Origin of the sequence: Streptomyces kurssanovii, assembly GCF_040677245.1 — a bacterium.
Classification (GTDB): domain Bacteria; phylum Actinomycetota; class Actinomycetes; order Streptomycetales; family Streptomycetaceae; genus Streptomyces; species Streptomyces kurssanovii.
The window spans coordinates 346,343-368,549 of the sequence record NZ_JBFAQK010000001.1; the positions used below are offsets into that span (position 1 = coordinate 346,343).

A 22,207-nucleotide genomic window follows, 5' to 3' on the forward strand; every position below is an offset into this window, starting at 1 on the left:
GCGGCCGTCGCGCGGACGTATGTTCCGCGGGCGGCCGCCGTTCGTGGCGGCCGCCCGCTTGTGCGAGGTCTCCTGGGGAGGGGCGTCGCTCTCAATCGTTTCTGTGGGGGGTCACTCAGTCATGCTCTGTTCCGGATGCCGTGAGAACACGGTCACTGCGGGCGAAGATCTCTGCGAGCGCTGCCTGGCGGCGGCGGACACGTCGCCGCCGACGGAGTCGGACCGGGCCGCGGCAGTGTCGTCGCCGCCGGCCGAGCCGCCCGGCTCGCACCCGGCGGCGGTGGACACGCCGTCACCGGCGCCCGGCTCGGGCCCGGCCGCGGTGGACACGCCGTCACCGGCGCCCGGTTCGGGCCCGGCCACTTCGGACGTGGTCCCGCAGGCCGGGGTCTCGAAGGCCCCGCCCGCACCGGGACTGCGTCCGGTGGTGCAGGCGCCGGGGCCGCTGTCGGTACTGCGGTCGCCGGTCGGTCTGGGGCACGCGGTGTCCGTGCTGCTCCTGCTGGTCGCCCTCGGTGAGATCGCCGCCGCTGTGGCCGCGCTCAATCTCCGGCGCCTGATGGGTCTCGTCACCGTCGGGTACTCCGAGGAGGACGCGGAGCTCGCCGACCGGTTGCTGGTGGCCACCTCCGCCTTCCAGATCGCCGCCTACCTGGCGACGGTCGTGGTCTTCATCGTGTGGTTCCACCGGGTGCGGTCCAATGCCGATGCCTTCGCGCCGGGCATGGTCGAGCGCGGGCGGGGCTGGGCCGTCGGCGGCTGGTTCATTCCCGTCGCGGGCCTCTGGATCCCGCGCGGGATCGCCGTCGAGGTGTGGAGGGCGAGCCGCACGGACCCCCTCGCGCCGGACAAGCACGAGCCCCACACGCTGGTGAACATCTGGTGGGTCGGATTCGTCGTGGCCACCGTGTTCACGCGCTACGCGGACCGGGTCTACGACAACGCCACGACCGCCCAGCAGGTCGTCAACGCCGTTGATCAGCTCGTCGTCGGCAACGCCCTGCAGATCGTCGCCGCGGTGCTCGCCGTCCTCTTCGTCCGCAGGCTGACGCACATGCAGCACACCAAGGCGTTGAACGGGACGGGGCGGACGGTCGCGGTGTGAGTCCGCCCGGGGGCGTGCGGGCCCACACCGCGGTCCGCGAGGCCGGGCCAACAGCCGTGCGGGCGGGCCCTGTTCCTGTGGAGGGAAAGTAACAGAGGCATGACGTAAATGTGTGCGTACGGATCGAGTCGACGGTAACGTTCTGGCCACGGAGTGACGTAATCGCGCCAACGGACGCAGTAGAGACAAGTACAAGGGCTAGTACTTCGTCCGCGACGGAAGGCGTCCCGCATGACCTCCAAGAGCCTGACGGCACTCATCGCACAGGCGGATGAGCGTGGCCTGGCCGCGAGCGGGCTCGCGTGCCTCGACCGCTGTCTGCCGCTGCTCGCGGTGGAGGACGACACGCTGCGTCCGCTCTGGGCGGGGCTCGCCGGCGGCGAGGAGGAGTGGGCCGGCGCGCTCGCGGCGGCGCGGCAGGCCATGGAGGCCACGCCGCCGGGCGACGAAGACGCCGCTCTCGTACGGGCGATGCTCGGCGCGGCACCCTCCGACTGGGCCGTGGGGTCCCTGCGGGAGTGGGCCGACGGCTGCTCCGTCACCGCCCTCGAGGTGCACCGGCGTTTCGACATGGGCGACTGCGCGGCCGAGAACATCGAGCGCTGCCGCGAGGGCGAGGGTGAGCCGGACGGTGTCGGGCCCCTGGTCGAGGGGGAGTTGCGGCGCCAGGCCCAAGTGCTGGAGATCCTCGCGGAGCCGCCCGGCGGCAACGGCCTGCGCCACGCGCTCGAAGTGTCGACGGAAGGACGCCGCGTCCTCCGCGCGGCGGTCTCGCGCCGGGCGCGCGTCACCGGCTGAGGCGGCGCGGCACGTCCGGCCGGGCCGGGCGCACGGAACGGCCGCTCCCGCCACGAGGGCGGGAAGCGGCCGCATGGGCGGTCGTTCAGCGCGCGTACACCGACGCACCCGCCGTGCGGCGGATCTCCGGCAGCGCCGAGTACAGCGTGGCGCCCGGGCAGAGCGTGGCGAAGCCGTCGCGGTGGCCCGAGACGGTGTCGAGCGTGGCCTGCTCGCCGTTCTTGTAGACGCCCGTGTCGCCGGCCGCCGTGAGTGTCACCTTCGCCTCGGGGTCGACGCCGTGCAGGCCGAGCTTCCACGCGGTGACGTCGGCGATCGCCTGCTTGGCCGCGGGAGTCGGCGTACCGCCGTTCTCGTAGTCGCCGAGGAGCGAGACGCCGGACGAGTAGCCGTTGAAGCCGTACGTGTGGGCTCCGCGCACCGGCTTGTCCACGCCACCCGCACGGCCCTCGAAGACCGTTCCGCACTTGTCGACGAAGAAGTTGTAGCCGATGTCGTTCCAGCCGTTGGTCTTCACGTGGTACGTGAGGATCGCCCGGATGATGGCCGGTGACTCGGCACAGTCGTAGCTGTTCGTGCCGGCGGTGTGGTGGACGAAGACCGCGTCGACCTCGTCCAGGTAGGACGGCGGGTCAGCGACGAGCGACTCGTCGGCGCCCCAGCCGGCGCGGCTGACGATCGGTGGCACGGACGGCGTCGTGTCGGTGGCACTCGGGCTTGTGCCGGGCTCCGGCTCGCTGCTGGGCTCCGCGGAGGTCTGCGTGGGCGACGGTTCGGGAGAGACGGTCGGCGCGGGCGCCGGTTCCGTGCTCGCTGTCGGCCCGGCGGGGTCCTCGGTGGGGGACGGAGGGGGTGTCGAGGGTTCGAGGGACGACGCCGGCGGCGACGGGTCGCCGGGCTCGGCCGTGGTCGGCTCCGTGCTCGGCCCGGGCGGCGTCGGGTCGCCGGACGGGGGCGGTGAGCTCGGGGTCGGCTCGAGGCTCGGTGAGGGCGGCGGGGAGCTTCCGTCGCCGGCGCCGCCGGTCGGACTCGCCGGCGGTGTGCCGGGCCCGGTGGTCGCGGGGGTGGTCGAGGGCGCCGGCTGCGTCGTCGGCGTCGCCTTGCGGGTGGTGGTCCGCTGCGGCTGCACCACGCCCCGCCCCGGCTTGACGGTGCGCGTGGCGTCCCCGCCCGCCGCGCCCGGGTCGATCATGTCGAGCCGCAGTGCGTCGGGCACCGCGGTCTCCTCGCCGCCGGCCACCACACGGGCCTCGACGGCGTCCGACGGTCCCACCCACAGCGGCTCGGAGGCGCCGCGGACGCCCGCCGCGTCGCCCTCCTCCGACTCCGGGGCCCGGATGTCGAAGTCGAGATCGCGCCAGTCGGTCCAGGCGCCGCCGTCCGCGCTGCGGGTGCGTATCTGCGCGGTGCCCTCGAAGTCGTCGGCGCTGTCCTCCCAGGAGACGCCCACGAGCGAGAACAACTGCGTCTCCGTGCGTGGCAGCTCGCGCTTCTTCGCGTCCTTGCCGTCCAGTGCCAGCGTGTGGGCCTTCACGGGCCGGGGGTCGTCGTCGGCGCCGGTGCTCCCGGAGCCGCCGGTGACGGCGACGGCCGTCACCCCCGTGCCCGCCAGGACCACTGCCCCCGCCGCCAGCCAGACGGTCTTCGGTGCTCTTCCCGCCCGCCGCGCGCGAGTCCCTCTCGGATTCATGCCCATCCCTCGTAAACCTCGTACGCGCACTGCGTGCGCGGTGATCAGTTGTCGGTGGCGGGCAGCTCGCCCGCGCAGGTGGCACGGCCGAACTCGCCCATGGCCGTGGCGCGTTGGACGTGCTCGCCGCGGATCGCGAGCGTGCAGGCCGCCTGGCCGCCCTTCTCGCCCAGGACGATGGCGATGGTCGGCGGCTTGCCCAGAGGCACCTGGACGGTCTTCTTCCACGGAAGCTCGGCACCCCGGACGACGGTCGCCGTGCCGTCCTCGCTGCGGGCGAGGTAGGAGATCTCGACCGGTCCCTCGCCCGTGACCTCGTACGTCACCGCCGCGGTCGGCACGGTCGGGGGCTTCGGCTTCTCCTCGCTGTCGAGCACGCCGTAGCCGATGAGGCCGCCGCAGGCGAGCAGCAGGACGGCGGCGATCGCCACGCCCGCCCGGCCGCCGCCGGCGCCCGTCCTCGGGCTCTCGTTCACCGTCCCGGGGTCGGGAGTTCCCTCTGCATTTGCTTCCGCGTGAGCCTTTTCCGCGCCGGCCGTTTCCGCTTCCGCGGTTTCCGTATCCGGCGTCTCGTCGGACTTTCCCTCCGGCTCTGCGCTTTCCGTGGATTCCTTGGATGACATGAGCGGGGCTCGGCTTTCGGATAGGCGGCTGAATCGGATGGCGTCGAACCGGGCGGTTATACACCACGCGCGGTACGCCGCGCGAGCGACCGGTCAAAAGGGGCGAAGCGGCCGGGGGTTCGTGTCTTGCCCCGAATGTCCGTCGGCTTGACGTGGCGTCACTTCGTTGATCAATAATCCCCTGCCGCGCTCGTGAGCTGGTCAGATGCCTGCTCGCGTGCAGAAGAGCGGCACGGATTCAGGCTGCATCGGAAACCCCCGATGGGGCTTACTCGGCGTGCCGCTTTTCCGTGTGCGGGACCTCTTCCGCGTGCGGGGATTCGGCCCGCAGCGCGGAAAGGTAATGACGTGAAAGTTCCATACAGGAGATATATCTCCTGTTTGGTGGTGTCGGCGGTGGCGGGAACGCTGCTGCCGCAGGTCGCTTATGCGGCCCCGTCATCAGGGCCCGAAAAGGACGACGGCAAGGGCGTTGTCGACACCATAGCGGGCTGGTTCTCCGACGAGGACGAGAAGGAGGATGCGAAGCCTCCGGTCGGTGGAAAGCTCGAGATACCGAGCCGGGAGAAGCTGCCGAAGGGCGAGAAGCTGCCGCCGGCCCAGCGGGTCAAGGAGCTGGCGGAGCGACGCACACCGCAGGCGCGGTTCTGGCAGATGTCGGACGGGCGGGTGGAGGCCGAGCTGTCGGCGAAGCCCGTGTCGTACCGGTCGGGTTCGTCGTGGAAGCCGATCGACACGACGGTGCGTGCGTCGGACGCGCAGGGCTTCGACTTCGCGAACACGACCAACACCGGCCGCAGCTGGTTCGGTTCGGACGCCTCGAAGCTGGTGCGATTCGAGACGGCCTCCGGCCAGGCGGTCGTGCTCGGTCTGGAAGGCGCGGCCAAGGGCGTCGCGCCGTCCGCGAAGGGCGACACGGTCACCTACAAGGGCCTGGCGTCCGGTGCGGATGTGTCGTACCAGGTGGGTGCGGGCCGGGTGAAGGAGAACATCACCCTGGCCGGACCACCCAAGACGCCGGCGAAGTTCGTGTTCACGCTGGACGCGGGCGGGCTGGAGCCGAGGGAACGCGGCGACGGTTCGATCGCCCTGTTCGGCGAGGACCCGGCGAACCCGGTGTTGGTGATCCCGCCGGCGTTCATGACGGACGCGAAGAAGGACAAGGCGTCCCCGTACGGCACGTCCTACAGCGCGAAGGTGTCGCAGGAGCTGTCCCGGCACGGCAAGCAGTGGCGGCTGACCGTCACTCCTGACGCCAAGTGGCTGGCGGCGCCGGAGCGGCAGTACCCGGTGGTGATCGACCCGACGATCACGATCGCGCCGTCGCCGACCCAGTCGCAGGACGTCATGGTCCGCTCGGACGCGCCGACGACGAACTTCAACAGCACGTGGGACATGTCGGCGGGCAAGACCAGCAGCACGGGCATCGCCCGGTCGCTGATCAAGTTCCCGCTGGACGAGATCCCGGCGGGCTCGAAGATCGACACCGCCCAGCTGTCGATGTACTTCGACCAGGTCCACACCTCCGGTTCGACGAACGTCGACGTGGAGGTCCGCCGGGCGACCGGTGCGTGGGACGAGACCACGGCGACGTGGGACAAGACCAGCACGTTCGTGGGCGAGCAGTCGGCGACCACGGTCCTGATGGACGACGGTGACGCGGGCACGGCCGCGGTCGGTGAGTGGCCGCGGGTCACCGGCACCGGCCACGCGAGCGACTACGCGTACAACAAGAACACCGCGACCGGTGAGTCGTACACCTGGCAGCCGCAGGTACCCGAGGCCGCCGACTACAAGGTCGAGGTCCACACCCCCGTGCAGACGGACGGCGCGACGGCCGCGCCGTACACCGTGACGTCGGCCGAGCCTGCCGCGAACTTCACGGTCAACCAGGCCACGGGGACGACCGGCTGGCGTCAGCTGGGCACCACGCAGATCGACTTCGCCAAGGGCAACGCCGGCAAGATCGTCCTCGGTGACACCGGTGACTCCACGAAGCGGACCATCGCCGACGGCGTCCGGCTGGTCAACCCGGCGCAGATCCGCAAGGACATCGGCGAGTACAACCAGTGGCACAACTTCCGGGTCGGCGACACCGTCCAGAAGTGGGTCTCGGGCACCTCGCCCAACTACGGCTTCGTGATCAAGGCCGTGAACGAGACCTCCACCGCGCCGCTCGGCGGTCCGCAGTACGAGGCCGGGGACTACGACTACGGCGGCGAGACGTCCACCGTCCCGCGCCTGACGGTCACCTTCGGCAAGGTCGGCACCTCGCTGAACTCGCCGACCGTCGTGCACGGCACCGGTCCGGAGCTGTCCTGGGCGGCGTACAAGAACACCACCGGTGACGCGGACCTCGACATCGCCGAGTACCAGCTGCACCGCTCCACGCAGCAGGTGTTCACGCCCTCGGCCGCGACGCTGATCGCGCCGATCGACAAGGCGGCGACCACCTACACGGACACCACCGCGGTCCCGACACCGGACTCCAGCAGCGCGGAGATCGGCAAGTCGTACTACTACCAGATCGCGGTCAAGACGGCCGACGGCCAGGTGCTGGGCTCCCCGACCCGCGTCGTGGGCGTCCCCAAGGCCGGCCGCACCATGCGGCTCATCCAGGCCGGCGCCGGTGTCACCGACACCACGCTGTCCTCACTGAAGCCGACGACCAACCTGAACACCATCGAGCAGGGCACCCTCGGCCAGGACTGGCTGACGGTCGGCAACAACTCGGGTACGTACGGCAAGACCCGTTCGGTGATCAAGTGGCCCACCACCACGATCCCGACGACCGCCACGGTGCTCGAGAGCCGGGTCTTCCTGTGGTCCACGCTCACCGAGCGCACCGGCACGACCAAGGCCCAGTACAACCTCCACGGCCTGACCCGGGACTTCACCGAGACCCAGGCCACCTGGAACAACGCCAACTCCACCACCGCGTGGACCACGGCGGGCGGTGACCACTCCTCGGTCGTCTCCGACTACGTGCCGGCCTTCAACACCGACCTCGGCCGCCACTGGTGGGACGCCACGTCCCTCACCCAGAGCTGGGTCAAGACGCCCACCAGCAACAAGGGCACCCTGATCAAGCTGAAGGACGAGACGACGGCGGGCCCGCAGGAACGCTCCATCTTCCTGTCCTCCGCCGCGCCCGACCCGCAGCTGCGCCCGCTGCTGCGCGTGATCTACGTCGACTCCACGACGGAGGACACGTACTACGCGCCGACCACCCCGTCCCGGATGACCCCGAACACCACCTACACGGTGGAGTTCACGGTCACCAACACCACGTCCTCGGCGTGGGCCGCGGGTGAGCGTGAGCTGTCCTACACCTGGAAGCTGCCCGACGGCACGGACGTGACCACCGGCGGCAACCAGCTGGAGACGCCGATCCCGGCCCTGCTGCCGGGCAAGTCGGCCACCATCCAGGCGCAGGTCGCTACCCCGATCAACTCGGACTCCGGCAACAAGCGCAACGAGTACGTGCTCGGCTGGGACGTCCGCAAGATCGCCGACGGCACCTGGCTCTCCGCCGGCACGGGCGGCATCCCCTCGCTGAAGCAGAACGTGGCGGTGGAGGACCCGACGTCCAACACGCTGGGCCTGGAGAAGTTCTACTCGTACACCGGTAAGAACACCGGCGCCGGGTCGTCCTTCATGAACAACCTGGCGTCCGGAAACGGCGTGTGGCAGTACAACGCCATCAACAATCCGGGCCGCGGCCTCAACACCTTCGCGCGCCTGGCCTACAACACCCTGGACACCTCTGACACCGTCCTCGGCCACGGCTGGTCGGCTCAGGTCTCCGGTCCGACGCGCCTCGGCGCGCCGCTGGACTTCCACCCGAACCCCAACCCCACCGAGGTGCGGCTCCCGGACGGCGACGGCACCACGCACGTCTTCCGCTGGGACGCCACCAACAGCGTGTGGAAGGCACCGGCCGGCGTCCACTTCAAGCTGGCCGCCAAGGCGGGGCTGGACTGCAGGCCGACCAAGGACCCGGTCCCGGACGCCTGGACGCTCACGCGCCCGGACGGCACGCGGTTCCTGTTCGGCTGCGACGGCTACATGACGTCGGCCGTCGACAACGACGGCAACACGCAGACGTTCACGTACGAGGAGCGCAAGTCCAACAACAAGCCGACCAAGTTCCTGACCTACATCACGGACCCGGCCGGCCGGCAGTCGCTCACCCTCGACTACTACAAGAAGGGTGACGCGACCTACCAGTACATCGACGCCACGGGCGCGAAGGTCAGCGGCACCAATCTGACCAACTCGAAGATCTACGACCACGTGAAGTCCATGACGGACATCTCCGGCCGCAAGATCACCTTCTACTACACGGAGAAGGGTCTGCTCGGCCGGATCGTCGACGGCGAGAACTCCTCGCAGCCGAAGGTCTTCGGCCTGACGTACGACGCCACACAGGGAAACAAGAACGTCAAGCTGGTCAAGGCGACCGACCCGCGGGGCAACGCCACCTCCCTGGCGTACTACTACCCGAGGGAGGGCGACGACCCGAAGTACCACTGGTGGACCCAGACGATCACCGATCGTCGGAACTTCACCACGAACTTCGCCTACAAGCCTGACGCGGCGAACCCGAAGTTCACCGCCACCAAGGTCACCGATGCCGAACTGCGCGCGACCGATCACGTCCTGGACGACTTCGGCCGTCCCGTGCAGATGACGAACGCCAAGGCACAGACCACCAAGCTGAGCTGGGACGCGGACAACAACGTCGTCTACACGGAGCAGGCCAACGGCGCCAGGACCGCGTCCTGCTACGACCCGAAGACGGGCTACCCGCTGCGGACGTGGGACGCGGAGGTCACCAAGTCCTGGACGCAGTTCAACCCGACCGACTACTGCAACCCGGCCACGTACCCCGACAAGGCGACGAAGTTCGAGTACACGACGCGGATCGACGGCTACTCCGCCGACCTGTGGCGCAAGACCTCGCCGCTCGGCAACGTCTGGGAGTTCGGTTACGACCAGTTCGGCAACCAGACGTCGGTGACGGACCCGGAGGGCGTCGCGTCCGCGACGGCCGGTGACTACACCGCCACCACCGAGTACGACGCGTACGGCCAGCCCGCCAAGCAGACCGACGCGAACGGCCACGCCACCACGTACTCCGGCTTCGGGCCGCACGGCTACCCGACGAAGATCACGGACGCGCTGAACAACTCCACGAACTTCGTCTACGACGAGCGCGGCAACACCAAGGAGGTCGTCAACGCCAAGGGCGCCAAGGTCACCCAGTCCTACGACTACTTCGGCCGTCCGCTGGAGCAGAAGCAGCCGAAGGACCAGGCGGCAGGGGTCTACATCACCACCCCGGCGCCCGAGTACGACGCCAACAACAACCTGCTGAAGGTCTTCACGCCGAGCGGCGCCGAGTCCTCCTCGGTGTACGACGCGGCCGACCAGGTCACCGCCTCGCTCGCGCCCAAGGACGTCACGACGGACCCCGAGCGGCGCACGACCACGACGTACGACAAGGTCGGCAACGTCAAGACCGTCACCGAGCCCAAGGGCAACCTGACGGCCACGGTCGGCGACTACACCACGACCTACACCTACGACGAGATCTACCAGCCCGTCTCGGTGGTCAACGCCAAGGGTGACAAGGTCTCCAGCGAGTACGACAGCGTCGGCAACATCGTCACTGTCGTCGACCCGAAGAAGAACGCCACCACCGACCCCGCCGACTTCACGACGAAGTACGCCTATGACCTGAACCACCGGGTCACGAGGACGACGGACGCGGCCGGCAAGTTCACCACGGTCGAGTACGACCTCGACGGCCGCTCGCCGAAGGCGACGGACGCCGAGGGCAACACGAGCGAGACGCTCTTCGACCGGCGCGGCCTGGTCAAGGAGATCAAGGTCCCGTACTCGAAGGACGGCTCCGGTGTCATCACCTACCGGACGACCCGCTTCGAGTACGACGAGGTCGGCAACCGGACGAAGGAGATCAGCCCGCGCGGCGTCGCGACCACGGACGACGCGACCGACTTCACGTCGGAGACGGTGTACGACGAGCTGAACCGGGTGAAGGAGCAGCTCCGCCCGTTCGATTCCGGTGACGCCGACTACGGCACCCCGGACAAGACCTTCTTCTTCTACGACTCGGTGGGCCAGCTGGAGCGCGTCTCGGCGCCGCCGTCGCAGGGGCAGACGGTCCGCAACGACACCCAGTACACCTATTACGACAACGGGTGGACGAAGTCCGCGAAGGACCCGTTCGAAATCACCACGTCGTACGACTACAACGCGCTCGGCCAGCAGACGAAGAACACGCTGACCTCGGCCGGCGGCTCGTCGCAGCGGACGATGACGTGGGACTTCTACCCCTCGGGCAACCAGAAGGCGCGCTCCGACGACGGCATCCCGGTCGGCAACCACGTCGTGGTCGTCGACTCCACCGACGTCAACAACACGGCGACGCAGGGCAGCTGGAACGCCTCCCAGGCCATGGGCCAGTGGGGCTACGACGTCCGCACCCATCCCAAGGGCACCGGCGCTGACTCGTTCACCTGGCAGCTCAACATCCCGCAGGACGGTACGTACGAGGTCTTCGTCCGGCACGGTGACGTGTCCGGAGCGGCGACCAACGCACCGTTCAAGATCACCCACGCGTCGGGTGAGGTCACCAAGCCCGTCAACCAGACCACACGGTCCGGTGAGTGGGTCTCGCTGGGCTCGTACTCCTTCACGGAGTCCGGCACCCAGAAGGTCACGCTGTCCGACCTGGCCGACGGCACGGTCGTCGCCGACGGTCTGAAGCTCGTCCGCTCCAACACGGGCGAGACCGACAACGAGAAGAAGGACTTCACCTACCGGTACGACGTCAACGGTCTGCTCGCCGAGGTCAAGGACCTCTCGCCGGGCGCGAAGGCCGACGCCTACGCGATGACCTACGACGAGCTCAACCAGCTCGCGAAGGTCGAGGAGAAGCTCGGCACGACGGTCAAGAACACGACCGCGCTGGCCTACGACGTCAACGGCAACCCGGTGGAGACCACGCACGACGTGACGTGGACGAAGGCCGAGTACGACGTCCGCGACATGATCAACAAGATCACGAACGCGGACTCGCCGACGGCGGGCAACCAGCAGATCAGCACCTTCACCTACACCGACCGCGGTCAGCCGCTGAAGCAGACGAAGCCGAACGGCAACACCGTCGACTACGCCTACTGGCTCAACGGCGCGGTCAAGTCGCAGGTGGAAAAGAAGAGCACCGGCACCGTCGTCGCCTCGCACGACCTGGAGTACGACCCGAACGGGAACCGCTCCAAGGACACGTCCAAGGTCATGAACGCCGACAACGCGGCGGACTACCTGGACACCGTGTCGACGTTCGCCTACGACCCGCAGGACCGCATCAAGACGGTCACCAAGACCGGTGACGCGGCGGGTACGGAGACGTACAAGTACGACGGCAATTCCAACATCGTCGAACAGGCCGTGGGTGGGGTCACCTCCACGTCGACGTACGACCGCAACCGTCTGCTGAAGACGTCCGCGGCCGGTGTCGCCTCCACGTACAACTACGACCCGCTGGGCCGCCTGGACACGGTCTCGTCGAACGGGTCGGTGCGGGAGAAGTACACCTACGACGGCTTCGACCGGATCGCCAAGCACACGGCGGGTACGGGTGCGTCGGCGAAGACGACGTCGTACGTGTACGACGCGTTCGACCGCACGGCGCAGGAGACCACGTCCGGGACGGGCGGGAAGACGACGCTCTTCACGTACCTGGGCATGGAGTCGAAGGTGCTGCGGGAGGAGGTTGCCGGCAAGGCGACCAAGTCCTACCAGTACAGCCCGTGGGGCCAGAAGCTGACCCAGATCAAGCACAACACCGATGCGACGAAGGAGTACTCGCAGTTCCTCTACCACCCCAAGGGTGATGTGGAGGCGATCACCAAGGCCGACGGCAACACCCGGGCGACGTACGGGTACTCGGCGTACGGCTCCGACGACGAGAAGCAGTTCACCGGCGCGGACAAGCCGGACGCTGCGAACCCGGACAAGGAGCAGTACAACGACTACCGCTACAACGCGGCACGTCACGACGACGGCTCCGGTACGTACGACATGGGCTTCCGGAACTACGACCCGGGCCTGAACCGGTTCCTGACGCGTGACATGTACGGCGGCGCGCTGGACGACATGGGCCTGGCGACCGACCCGTACACGGGTAACCGCTACGCGTTCGCCGGCGGCAACCCGATCTCCTTCGTGGAGCTCGACGGCCACCTCTTCGGCATCGACATCTCCCTCTCGGACGTGGGCCACGCGGCCCTGGACGTGGCGGGCATGGTGCCGGTGATCGGCGAGGTCGCGGATGTGGCCAACGGCGTGTGGTACGCAGCCGAGGGCAACTACGCGGACGCGGCACTGTCGATGGCGGCGGCGATTCCCGGCGTGGGCGCGGCGGCGACGGCGGCCAAGTACGCCAAGAAGGGCGCGAAGGCCGCGGACGCGGTCAAGGGCGGGAGCAACGCCGCCAAGGCGCCGGCGCCCAAGCCCAAGTCGAAGCCCAAGCCCAAGGCCAAGGCCGACGGCAAGGCCCCGCAGAAGCAAGGAGCCAGCTGCCCGGTCCCGTCGAAGAAGAACAGCTTCGAGCCGGGCACCAAGGTGCTGATGGCCGACGGGTCCACGAAGAACATCGAGGACCTGAAGGAGGGCGAGTACGTCCTGGCCTCCGACCCGGAGACCGGCGATCTGCAAGCGCGTGAGGTCACCGACACCCGCAGCCACAGCGGTGTCAAGCACCTGGTCACCCTCACCGTCGACCCCGACGGCAAGGATGGAGACGCCCAGCCCGAGACCATCACCGCCACGGACGAGCACCCGTTCTGGGTGCCGGACTTCGGCAGGTGGGTCAACGCCGAGGAACTCGAGCCCGGAATGTGGCTCCAGACCTCGGCCGGTACCTGGGTCCAGGTCACGGCTGTCGACGAGACCCGTCGGGGCCAGCGCGTCCACAACCTCACTGTCGACGGTCAGCACACGTACTTCGTGGTGGCCGGCTCGGCAGCGGTACTCGTCCACAACGCCGGTTGCCCGACTGCGGATGCGCTGCGTGCCGCGCCGCATCCGAACAAGGTGACCTTCCCCAAGCTCGACCCCAAGAAGACGGCGGCCGATGCGGGAGGCGTGAAGGCGGCGAGTGGCTTCTCGGCCGATATTCCCAAGGGATACCAGCGGGCTATGCCCCAGCAGGTCCTGAACGACCTGTCTCCGCATGGTTACGTGCAGAAGGCCAACGGGTTCCTGGACAACGCCGGGGGTCAAGGTGCGGCTGCCCTGTCTCATGCGGAGAAGCAGGCCTCGGCCCTGAATCCGGGGGCCGACGCGATCTCTGTGAATCGCGCCATGTGTGACGACTGCATCAGTGCGTTCCAGCAGAAGGCCAAGAGCCTCGGTAAGACGTTCTATGTGTCCGATCCGGATGTCATCAACATCTTCCGTCCGAACGGACAGTGGGATGCGATGAATTATCCTGCCTGGATGTAGCGGTTGATCCACCGGGTGGTACGGTCTGAAATCAGGCCGTACCACCCGTTTTTGTCGTACTGTATTATGTCGATCCAGATTTATTGAATTAAAAGTATGGGGTGGGCAGGCTCATGGAAGAGAGGCGCGGGTTTCCCGTCGGTCATTCTGTTTCGTCGATGATTGCGCGCGGCGAGGCTGCACTCGAGGGTGCCGATCCGGTGACAGCGGGAAACTGGTTCGTGCACGCTTTCCGACTGGGTTCAAGGGAAGCGGGGGTGCGGTTGGAGCAGATCACTCCCGCATTGGAAGGATTGCTCGACGATCCGACAGAGGGTGCCGGAGCCAATGCGCTACTGGGTGGAATTCACCTCGCATTCGGTACGCAGCACGAGCGTGCATTGTCCTTGTTCCGTCGTGCTGCACTGTCCGGAAATGCTCAAGGTATGCGTGGTCTTGGCTTCATGCTCGCGGAGGGCATGGGTACGACGGCGAACCGCTCGGAAGCCAATGAATGGTTCCGACGAGGTGCGGAACTCGGTGACGGGTACTGCGCCTACAACATGGCACTGGCGGCACGTGACGGTCTGGGGATGCGGCGGAATGCGAGGGATTTCCTGGCCCGTCTTCGGCAGGCCGCTGATGCCGGTGTTCCGGAGGCGTGTGCGCTGCTCGCCGACCAGTACAACGCTCGGGACGAGGAAGAAGACGCCTTCCGGTGGTACCTGACTGCCGCGCAGGCGGGGCACGTTCCTGCGATGTGGGTGGTCGCCGCCAGATACGAGGCCGGTCTGGGGACGGCGGAGGACAGGGTCCAAGCCGTGCGTTGGCTTCTGCAGATGATGCACCGGGGCAACGGGGACGGATTCCACGAAGCGCTGCGGATCGCACGCGGCATGCCGGCAGAGGACGTCAGGACCGCCGGGGAATTGGCGGACCGCACGGCGGATGCCGAGGCGATTTTGCATGTCGTGGGGAACCGATAGTGCGTGTCGGGGGGCCTTGGGTCGCCTGGACGCAGGTGCCGAGCCCGTTCGTCGCGCCGCACGTTCCGTGAACAGCGGCACGCGGGACGGGCCGAAGGGGCCGGGCTCAGGCCGCAGGCCACGGTGACACAGCCTCGACCGGCGGCCGGGCACGGCGCCCGGCCACGTACGCCCCGATCCCCAGGCCCGTCCCGACCAGGGCCATCACGACCCCGAGAATGCCGAGTGCCGCTGTCACCACCGGCACGGTGGAATCGTTCTGCACGCGCCCGTGCACTCCGGATGCCGCGACGCTGCCCGACTGCTCGCCGAGGAAGAAACGCGAGTCGTTGGAGTTCCCGCGGTGGTCGCCCAGCAGGAACAGCCGCCCGTCCGGCACTGTCACGTCGTATTCCGCGGCCCCGGCGTTCACCTCACCGCGCATCACATACGGTTCGTCGACCGGCTTCCCGTTGACCGTGATCCGGCCCCCGTCGCAGCACACCACGTGATCGCCGCCGACGCCGATGACCCGCTGGAGGACCGGCCTGCCCTGATACCGGTCGGGCACATCGACGAGTACGACGTCGCCCCTGCGTATCTCGCCCGCTTCCGTGCGCTCGATGAGCAGCCGCTCGCCCGGACGGTACGTGGGCGTCATCGCCTCGCTCATGACGGTGGCGCCTTCGTAGTTCGTCCAGGTGTACCCGATGCCACCCAGCATCAGGCCCAGCCCGAGTGGTACGAGCACCCAGGCCGCGACTCTCAGGCCGCTTCCCGCTCTCCGCTGCCGCATGAACGCCCTTTCCTCGCCACCCGACGGCCGGGCGGGCCAGCAGAGGGTAACCGCCTTGGTGCGGGACGTTTCGTGCTGGTCCCTCGGCAAGGTTCGGGCAGGCGAGGTGAGCCGGTCGGCGTCGAAAGGCCGACGCCCACCGGCTGCGTCACGCGGTGGCGGGCGACTTGAGGGACATGACGAAGGCGGTCCAGGCCGGGGACGTGACCGTGAGGACCGGGCCGCTCGGGACCTTGGAGTCGCGGACGGGGACGACGCCGGTGTGGGCGTCGCACACCTCGACGCAGTCCCCGCCGTCGCCGTTGCTGTACGTGCTCTTGCGCCAGGCGGCCGCGCCGGGGAACGCCTCCGCGACCTCGACGCAGTCGCCGCCACTGCCGTTGCTGTAGCTGCTCTTGCGCCAGACGGCGGTGCTCAAGTCAATCCCGCTGCTTGCCATGTCGGTCATCCTCAGCCGCTTCCTCGATCAGGGCGAGGGACGCCTCCGGTGGCAGTGCGGCGGCCCTGAGCCAATCGTACGACCGGCGGTACTCCTTCACGAGGGCCGGATCGTCGATGGTGTCCCCGCTGTGCAGTGCCTCCGTGTAGACGAGGGGAGGGGCGTCAGGGAAGGTCATGACCTTGGCCGTGCCGAGCATGAAAGGGTGCGCCCCGCAGTTCCACGGAAGGATCTGGGGAACGATCCGGTGGCGGCGTGCCAGCGCCGCGATGTGCTCGAGTTGTTCGGCTGTCTGGTCCGGCGGAAGGATCGGCTGGCGCAGCAGCGACTCGGACAGGATCGCCCAGTACATCGGGGTCTTGTGGTTGTCCTCGAAGAGGCGGGCGCGTGCCAGACGGGCGCTGACCTTCTCCTCCACCTCCTCGTCCGGGGCAAGAGGATGTGTCGCGCGCACCACCGCCCGCGCGTACGCGTCCGTCTGCAGCAGACCCGGGATCAGCGTCGGGCACCACTCCTCAATGGTCTCCGCGTGCTTCTCCGCCTCCAGCACCCGCTCGAAGTAGCTCGCGTGGCCCCGCCGTTTCGCCCGCCGCACGTCCTCGCAGCGCCGCCGGAAGAAGCCGTCCGTGCCGAGCACCCGGTCCACGTGCTCGGCCAGTTCGGCCGGCATCCGGCGCGTGCCGCGTTCGATCTCGCTGAGGTGGCTGGGGCCGTAGAAGCTGCCCTCGACCAACTGCTGGAGGGTCAGCCCCGCTTCCTCCCGTTTCCACCGCAACTCGCTGCCGTAGAAGGTCGGGACGCCCGCCGAGCCGTCGATGTCCTTACGCTGCCCCATCGCCCACCGTCCCTGGTGCCGTGTACCGCACGTTTCCCGCGGTTCCCCGGCCCGTACCAACTGCACCGCGCATACGTGCAGTTCAGGGCCGGGATCCCGAACCTCTTTCACGCTACGCGGCCCGGCACCACGCTGTGAGCAGTTCGTCACCCAGCGCACTGGAAGGTGTGAACCCACCTATGTACGACCACTCCGAAGCCGACGACTGCGCCGAGGAGCTCCGCGCCGTCCTCGCCGAGCACGGCATCACGCTCCCGTCCCTCCGCGTCGACCTGCCGACCTTCGCCGCCCGCTACCCGGCACGGCCGCTGATCGCCCTCGGCAACTGCAACCTGCTGACCGCCCGGACGCTGGTCGCCGCCCTCCGCAAGGGAGTCGTGTGATGAGCCGGCCACCCCTGACGCTGGAGCTGCTCGCGACCCCGGCCGCCGTGTCGGGCGTGCGCCGCGCCCTGCGCGACTACGGCGACGCCGACCTCCAGCTCTGCGCGACCGAGCTCGTCACCAACGTGATCCGCCACGTCGGTGAGGGCACGCCGGTGACGGTCCGGGTGTCGTGCGACACCGGCCGTACGCGACTGGAGGTCACCGATCCCGACCCGCGTGCGCTGCCCGTCATGTGCGGGACAGCCTCAGCCGACGACGAGTCGGGCCGGGGTCTCGTGCTGCTCGACGCGCTGACCCTGCGGTGGGGCGTGGGCCAGGGACCCGGTGGCAAGACGGTGTGGTGCGAGCTGGCGGCGTGGCGGTCAGGGGGCGAGCGCGGCGGAGACCCGGGCCAGCCGGGCGGGCGGCAGGGCGAAGCCGTTGGCGGGATTCCGGTAGGAGTACGAGCCGTGGTTGACCCGGACCCCGTCCCCGATCGTGGTCCAGGTCGCGTCGCCGGGCGGGCCCTGGCTCTCCAGGAGCGCGGCGGCGACCGCCTCGGGGTCCTCAACGCCGACCAGCGCTCGTAGGGCGGTCGTCAGGCGCTCGACCGCGTCGTCGGGCAGGTCGTCGTCGCCCAGTGCGGGCAGCAGGAGCAGCAGCCGGGCGTCCGGATCGGTGGTGGAGCCGCCCGGCAGGCCGTTGTCCGCCGCGGCGGTCAGCTCGGGCCAGGACAGGGCGGGACCCATGAAGTGCCCGTCGTCCACGGCGAGGAGTTCGGCCCGTTCCCAGTCGGGGTGGTGCAGCAGGTAGTCGGTACCGGCGTCGTCCTCGAAGGTGCGGATGACGACGTGCAGGCGGTGGCCCGCCGCCAGCGGGACGGTGAACGTCGGCCAGTCGGCACGCTTGTGCAGCACGGCGTAGAACTCGCCCGCGGCGTCGTAGTCCGCGCCGAGCAGCAACTCCTGGGCGTCCTCGCTGCTCTGTGCGCATGAGGAGAGGTGCCCGAGCCAGAACAGCCGCTCGTCGAGGAGTTCGGGGCGGTGGGTGAGAGGGCCGCCGTCGTAGCCCGGTATCCGGGCGGGGGTCAGGTCCGCGCTGTTCGTCACGGGCGACATCATCGCGCGGCCGGGGCAGGTGTCGGCGGCATCCGTTTCAATGTCCGCCATGGAAGAGCGGGAAGAGCGTGCGCACGATCTGGACGAACTCCTGTCAGTGGTGCACCGGGTGGCCGCCCCGGGGACGGGTGACCTCGACTGCGCTACGCCGGGGCACCCTGCTGGGCACGTATGCCTGGCGCCCTCGGAGGCGATCGGCCTTCCCGCTCTCCAAGAGGCGCTCGGCGGGCGGTACGGCCGGCCGCGGAACCTCGCCATGGGTGGGTTCGCCGATCCGACGGTGACCGCGCGGACCGGGCTCCCGCTGCTGGCCCCGTTCGGCGAGCGGATCGTGGAGATGCGCGGATGGGCGTTCGCGGACCGGTGGATCGGGTGCGGCAGCGCGCGGGCGGGGGACGACGTCCGTCTCGTGGCGCTCGTGGCCGAACGGGAGGACCCTGCGGCGCGGACGGCGGAGCTGACGTCCTGGGTGGACGGGGTCGTCGCCGTCACGGGGTGGGACACGAGCCGGCCGCGGACGTTCGACTGGGCGGCGGTCGAGAACCGGCTCGGGACGGCGCTGCCGAGCGACTACAAGCAACTGGCCGAGATCTTCGGCACCGGCGCGTTCGACGGCTTCCTCGCACTCCAGACGCCTGATGCCTCCACCGCGGGCGCGGACATCGTCCGGCACACCGAGTGGCTGGGCGAGTGGGCCAGGACGCGCGGCAGTGAGCTGTGGAGGCCGTACGAGGTGTATCCGGTGCCGGGCGGGCTGCTGCAGTGGGGGAGTACGGAGCAGGCGCACGGGTTCTACTGGCTCACGGAGGACCCCGACCCCGACCGGTGGCCCGTGCTCGTGACGGAGGACGTCCCCGACTCGTGGGTCCGGTTCGACGGCACGACCGCCGAGTTCGTCCACCGGATGCTCACCGAACGGGAGCATCCCTTCTCGACGGCCCGGTACTTCGGCACCCACTGGTTCGAGAGCTACGAGAGCGAGTCGCCGTCGTGACACCCGTGTGGTCCGATACGAGACGGGATTTCCCGGTCGGAGCCGAGATCCGGGGCACCGTCGGGAAGGTCGCTCCCACAACGAGCAGTTGAAGATCCACCTGACGTGACGCTCTCGAAGTGTGACGCTCTCGAAGGGGGATACAGGGAATGTCCGTCGGGATGATCAAGCGGCGGGAGCTGTTGTACAGTCCGCGCCCCGTCGCGACGTAAGGAACCGCCCATGCGAACCCGCCCCATCCGGAGTGCCGCCCTGCTCGTGCTCCCGCTCTCGCTCGCCCTGGCCGCGTGCGCCGCGGAGGCGGACGAGCCGACCGCGGCGGGGAGCCCCGAGGCGGCGGCGCAGTCGTCCGCGACGCCCGCGCCGGCCAAGGCGCCCGAGACGGCGGAGGACTTCATCGACCTCGCCGAGAAGGCGATGGCGGAGGAGTCCGCCTGGTCCTTCTCCGTGAAAGGGGAAGAGGGGCTGACGTCCCAGGGTCGGAAGAGTGCCGCGACCTACGAGGGCACGATCCAGCGGGCCGTCGGACGGGCGGCGCTGCACTCGCAGGGCGTCAGCACCAGCAGCAAGGGCAAGAAGAAGACCGAGGAGCTGTACGTCGTCGGCGAAGAGGGCCATCTCAAGGAGGACTCGGCCGAGTGGAAGGCCGTGTCACCCGCCGATCCGGAGATGCGGAACAAGGCCGACGACCCGATCGCGGTCATCGACGAGTTCCGGATGTACGCGCAGGCCCCCGGCGGCGACGTGAAGGTGACCGAGGCGGACGGCGGCGGCACGGTCGAACTCCGGGTCACGAGCGGCAAGCAGAAGCTGAGCGCCGTCCAGCAGCGAGCGTGGGCCAAGAAGGCGAAGCGCGAGTTCGAACCCACGGCCGAGCAGCTGCGCGAGGCCGGCATCCCGGTGGACGACGCGCGGCTGAGCCTCTCCGGCCTGGAGGAGGTGCTGGTCCTGGACGCGAAGACGTACCGGATCAAGAGTCACCGCCTCGCCTTCGGTTTCCTGATTCCGTACAACGGGCAGGACATGGCCTTCGAGCAGCAGGTGACCACGGAGAACCAGGGCGCGTACGACGGCAGGATCGAGCTCCCCGCGGACCTGCGCGGCTGAGCCGTCCCGACGGCGGGGGCCCGCGCCCCTCGAACGACGTGTGCCCGGAATGTCTGTCGCCTGGTTTTCGGCCGGGGCGGCGATGTATAACCGGCCAGCCTTGAGGCGCGGTGACGTGCTGCCGCGCCGTTCCGACGAGCCAAGGATCATCCCGTGCTGCGCTCCTCCTTCAAGTTCTCGTCCGCGCTCGCCCTGGTCGGCGTGATGTCGCTGGTGTCGGCCTGTGGTGGGGGAGAGGAGCCGGCCGGCTCCGCCGCCCCCGCCTCGACCGGTGCGGCGGCGCAGGGGGACAAGGAGGTGACGGGCGGTTCGGCCTCGCCCAGCGCGTCCGCCTCCGTCTCCGCCTCTGCCTCCCCGTCCGCCTCCGCGTCACCCTCGGCCTCCGCCTCGTCCTCCGCCTCGGCCAAGGCGTCCGGCAGCACGGCCCCGAAGGCCACGTCCACGAGCGGCGGCAACGCGGGCCCGGGCAGCGGTTCCGGCGACGAGCCCGCCGCGCCCTCCACGCCGAACTTCCCCGTGCCCGTGAACGTCGGCAACGCCACCCAGGTCATCACGGTCAAGGCCGGCGGCTCGTACGCCACGGTCACCGCCTGGCAGAAGGGCTCCGCCGGCTGGAAGGCGCAGTTCTCGACGAGCGCCGGACGTGTCGGGTCGAACGGGGTGACCGACGGCGCCACCCGCCGGCAGAACACGTACACCACCCCCACGGGCACCTACACGATCACCGAGGGCTTCGGTGTCGAGTCGAGCGGCACCGCCATGCCGTACACGAAGGTCAACGACAGCCACTGGTGGGTCCAGGACCCGGAGTCGAAGTTCTACAACTCGATGCACACCGAGGCGGGCGCGGACTTCCCGCTGACCGAGTCCGGCGACCGCGGCAGCGAGCACCTGATCAACTACCCGACGCAGTACGCCAAGGCCCTGGTCATCAACTTCAACCGCTGGCCGGCCACCCCCGGCCGGGGCGCCGGGATCTTCCTGCACGTCAACGGCAGCGGCGCCACCGCCGGCTGTGTGTCGGTGCCGCGCGCGACGATGGAGCGGTTCATGGGCTGGATCAAGCCGTCCGCGAACCCGCGCATCGCGATCGGCTGACGGAACAGAGCGGACATCAGAGGAGATTCGGGCGGTACGTGGAGATATTTCCGCGCGTCGGCGTACCCGGTGCCCGCTTCGGGCAGACACGGGCGACCGTACGGGCGGCCCGAGGCGCGCCGGACTCCGCCTTCCGGCGCGCCGCCGCCGCCACCCTGACGGACATGTACGTCACGGCGGCGGGCGGACACGGGGACGGTGAAGAGCGCGGTGACGGCTTCTTCGAGTTCCTCGAGTACGACGACGCCGGCGTCCTCCACGCCGTGGAGGTGGCGTCACCCGCACCCGTCACCCTGGATTTCGTCGAACGGGAGGCGGAGCTGTTCTTCCCCGATGCCGGGTTCGGTGTGCTGACCGCACGTGACGCGCCGGACCTGCCGACCACGGCCGTGGTGCTGTCGGCCGGCCGGCGGGCCGGGGACCCGGCGCCCGGAGAACACACGGAGGGAACGGGCCTTCTGCGGTGACGTGTCCGCCCGGGAGTCGTCCGGTCGCTCCGGCGAAGGCGGGGCGGTCCGACGGGGCGTGTCCAGCGGACGAAAAGGACGACCGGGGCCGCCACCCCCCACAGGAGAGGCCCCGGTCGTCGTTCGTGGCGAGGGCCCGAGGGCGCCTCGTACTAACCTCAGCGCCGAGAGTGCTGTTTCTGTCACACCCCGCTGAGTGGCAAACTTGTTGCAAGTTGTACGAGGCGTGGACGCGGGCACTTAAAAGGACGTAGCGTGCTGATTCGCGCACGACAGCGCGGCAGTGGTGAC

16 protein-coding genes and 1 pseudogene are annotated in these 22,207 nt (G+C 69.2%); 10 read left to right on the forward strand and 7 right to left on the reverse strand.

Translation table 11 applies throughout. From position 1 onward, the window contains the following. The first annotated feature begins 121 nt into the window (after nucleotides 1–121). Both AB0K36_RS01660 and AB0K36_RS01665 read left to right on the forward strand, forming a co-directional pair. Complete coding sequence (locus tag AB0K36_RS01660; RefSeq protein WP_364586785.1) at nucleotides 122–1,105, forward strand: DUF4328 domain-containing protein; 984 nt, start codon at nucleotides 122–124, stop codon at nucleotides 1,103–1,105. A 231-nt stretch (nucleotides 1,106–1,336) separates the two neighbouring features. Next, entirely contained in the window at nucleotides 1,337–1,903 is a 567-nt protein-coding gene (locus tag AB0K36_RS01665; protein WP_364586788.1) for a hypothetical protein, read from the forward strand. Between the two features lie 85 nt (nucleotides 1,904–1,988). Here the strand turns inward: AB0K36_RS01665 and AB0K36_RS01670 are convergent, their stop codons facing one another. Together AB0K36_RS01670 and AB0K36_RS01675 are read right to left on the reverse strand one after the other, a co-directional pair. Further along, nucleotides 1,989–3,593, reverse strand: coding sequence for a peptidoglycan recognition protein family protein (locus tag AB0K36_RS01670; protein ID WP_364586791.1), 1,605 nt, complete (start codon nucleotides 3,591–3,593; stop codon nucleotides 1,989–1,991). Nucleotides 3,594–3,637: 44 nt separating this feature from the next. Then, the gene (locus AB0K36_RS01675; protein WP_364586794.1) at nucleotides 3,638–4,069 is read right to left on the reverse strand and encodes a hypothetical protein; all 432 of its coding nucleotides are present in this window, start codon (nucleotides 4,067–4,069) and stop codon (nucleotides 3,638–3,640) included. A 408-nt stretch (nucleotides 4,070–4,477) separates the two neighbouring features. Between AB0K36_RS01675 and AB0K36_RS01680 the strand changes: the two genes are divergently transcribed. Both AB0K36_RS01680 and AB0K36_RS01685 read left to right on the forward strand, forming a co-directional pair. Further along, nucleotides 4,478–13,753 (forward strand): golvesin C-terminal-like domain-containing protein, encoded by a 9,276-nt coding sequence (locus tag AB0K36_RS01680; RefSeq protein ID WP_435877743.1) that lies wholly within the window; start codon nucleotides 4,478–4,480, stop codon nucleotides 13,751–13,753. Between the two features lie 113 nt (nucleotides 13,754–13,866). Continuing rightward, complete coding sequence (locus AB0K36_RS01685; protein WP_364586800.1) at nucleotides 13,867–14,718, forward strand: tetratricopeptide repeat protein; 852 nt, start codon at nucleotides 13,867–13,869, stop codon at nucleotides 14,716–14,718. 106 nt (nucleotides 14,719–14,824) lie between these two features. Here AB0K36_RS01685 and lepB read toward each other — a convergent pair whose 3' ends face one another. The 3 genes from lepB to AB0K36_RS01700 form a co-directional block, all read right to left on the reverse strand. Beyond that, nucleotides 14,825–15,493, reverse strand: a complete 669-nt coding sequence (lepB, locus tag AB0K36_RS01690; protein ID WP_364586803.1) for a signal peptidase I — start codon at nucleotides 15,491–15,493, stop codon at nucleotides 14,825–14,827. 148 nt (nucleotides 15,494–15,641) lie between these two features. Next, nucleotides 15,642–15,932 carry a DUF397 domain-containing protein gene (locus AB0K36_RS01695; RefSeq protein ID WP_364586806.1) on the reverse strand — a complete coding sequence of 97 codons (291 nt, stop codon included), beginning with the start codon at nucleotides 15,930–15,932 and terminating at the stop codon, nucleotides 15,642–15,644. Continuing rightward, on the reverse strand, nucleotides 15,913–16,767 hold the full coding sequence (locus AB0K36_RS01700) for a helix-turn-helix domain-containing protein (protein WP_364586809.1): 855 nt from the start codon (nucleotides 16,765–16,767) through the stop codon (nucleotides 15,913–15,915). Before AB0K36_RS01700 ends, AB0K36_RS01695 begins: the two co-directional genes overlap by 20 nt. Before the next feature lie 179 nt (nucleotides 16,768–16,946). On the opposite strand from AB0K36_RS01700, the gene AB0K36_RS01705 reads away from it, so the two are divergent. Next, a complete protein-coding gene (locus AB0K36_RS01705; protein WP_364586812.1) occupies nucleotides 16,947–17,150 on the forward strand; it encodes a hypothetical protein in 204 nt (67 codons plus the stop codon). Further along, nucleotides 17,150–17,507, forward strand: a pseudogene (locus AB0K36_RS01710) (ATP-binding protein); the annotation flags it as partial. The gene AB0K36_RS01705 and the pseudogene AB0K36_RS01710, both read left to right, overlap by 1 nt. An 8-nt stretch (nucleotides 17,508–17,515) precedes the next feature. Here AB0K36_RS01710 and AB0K36_RS01715 read toward each other — a convergent pair. Beyond that, on the reverse strand, nucleotides 17,516–18,241 hold the full coding sequence (locus AB0K36_RS01715; RefSeq protein WP_364586988.1) for a hypothetical protein: 726 nt from the start codon (nucleotides 18,239–18,241) through the stop codon (nucleotides 17,516–17,518). 58 nt (nucleotides 18,242–18,299) lie between these two features. Here AB0K36_RS01715 and AB0K36_RS01720 point away from each other — a divergent pair, with 58 nt between their 5' ends. Together AB0K36_RS01720 and AB0K36_RS01725 are read left to right on the forward strand one after the other, a co-directional pair. Beyond that, nucleotides 18,300–19,244, forward strand: coding sequence for a hypothetical protein (locus tag AB0K36_RS01720; RefSeq protein WP_364586815.1), 945 nt, complete (start codon nucleotides 18,300–18,302; stop codon nucleotides 19,242–19,244). A 222-nt stretch (nucleotides 19,245–19,466) separates the two neighbouring features. Continuing rightward, nucleotides 19,467–20,351 (forward strand): hypothetical protein, encoded by an 885-nt coding sequence (locus tag AB0K36_RS01725; protein ID WP_364586818.1) that lies wholly within the window; start codon nucleotides 19,467–19,469, stop codon nucleotides 20,349–20,351. A 146-nt stretch (nucleotides 20,352–20,497) separates the two neighbouring features. On the opposite strand, the gene AB0K36_RS01730 is transcribed toward AB0K36_RS01725, so the two are convergent. After that, nucleotides 20,498–20,893 carry a hypothetical protein gene (locus AB0K36_RS01730; RefSeq protein ID WP_364586821.1) on the reverse strand — a complete coding sequence of 132 codons (396 nt, stop codon included), beginning with the start codon at nucleotides 20,891–20,893 and terminating at the stop codon, nucleotides 20,498–20,500. Between AB0K36_RS01730 and AB0K36_RS01735 the strand changes: the two genes are divergently transcribed. Together AB0K36_RS01735 and AB0K36_RS01740 are read left to right on the forward strand one after the other, a co-directional pair. After that, complete coding sequence (locus AB0K36_RS01735) at nucleotides 20,874–21,449, forward strand: L,D-transpeptidase family protein (RefSeq protein WP_364586824.1); 576 nt, start codon at nucleotides 20,874–20,876, stop codon at nucleotides 21,447–21,449. The two genes, AB0K36_RS01730 and AB0K36_RS01735, sit on opposite strands and share 20 nt — an antisense overlap. A 38-nt stretch (nucleotides 21,450–21,487) precedes the next feature. Continuing rightward, nucleotides 21,488–21,916, forward strand: coding sequence for a hypothetical protein (locus AB0K36_RS01740; protein WP_364586827.1), 429 nt, complete (start codon nucleotides 21,488–21,490; stop codon nucleotides 21,914–21,916). Nucleotides 21,917–22,207 lie beyond the last annotated feature (291 nt).

Coding starts and splice junctions, on each gene's coding strand:
- AB0K36_RS01660 (WP_364586785.1), top strand. CDS start 122: ATGCTCTGTTCCGGATGCCGTGAGAACACGGTCACTGCGGGCGAAGAT.
- AB0K36_RS01665 (WP_364586788.1), top strand. CDS start 1,337: ATGACCTCCAAGAGCCTGACGGCACTCATCGCACAGGCGGATGAGCGT.
- AB0K36_RS01670 (WP_364586791.1), bottom strand. CDS start 3,593: ATGAATCCGAGAGGGACTCGCGCGCGGCGGGCGGGAAGAGCACCGAAG.
- AB0K36_RS01680 (WP_435877743.1), top strand. CDS start 4,478: ATGGGGCTTACTCGGCGTGCCGCTTTTCCGTGTGCGGGACCTCTTCCG.
- AB0K36_RS01685 (WP_364586800.1), top strand. CDS start 13,867: ATGGAAGAGAGGCGCGGGTTTCCCGTCGGTCATTCTGTTTCGTCGATG.
- lepB (WP_364586803.1), bottom strand. CDS start 15,493: ATGCGGCAGCGGAGAGCGGGAAGCGGCCTGAGAGTCGCGGCCTGGGTG.
- AB0K36_RS01695 (WP_364586806.1), bottom strand. CDS start 15,932: ATGGCAAGCAGCGGGATTGACTTGAGCACCGCCGTCTGGCGCAAGAGC.
- AB0K36_RS01700 (WP_364586809.1), bottom strand. CDS start 16,767: ATGGGGCAGCGTAAGGACATCGACGGCTCGGCGGGCGTCCCGACCTTC.
- AB0K36_RS01705 (WP_364586812.1), top strand. CDS start 16,947: ATGTACGACCACTCCGAAGCCGACGACTGCGCCGAGGAGCTCCGCGCC.
- AB0K36_RS01720 (WP_364586815.1), top strand. CDS start 18,300: ATGGAAGAGCGGGAAGAGCGTGCGCACGATCTGGACGAACTCCTGTCA.
- AB0K36_RS01725 (WP_364586818.1), top strand. CDS start 19,467: ATGCGAACCCGCCCCATCCGGAGTGCCGCCCTGCTCGTGCTCCCGCTC.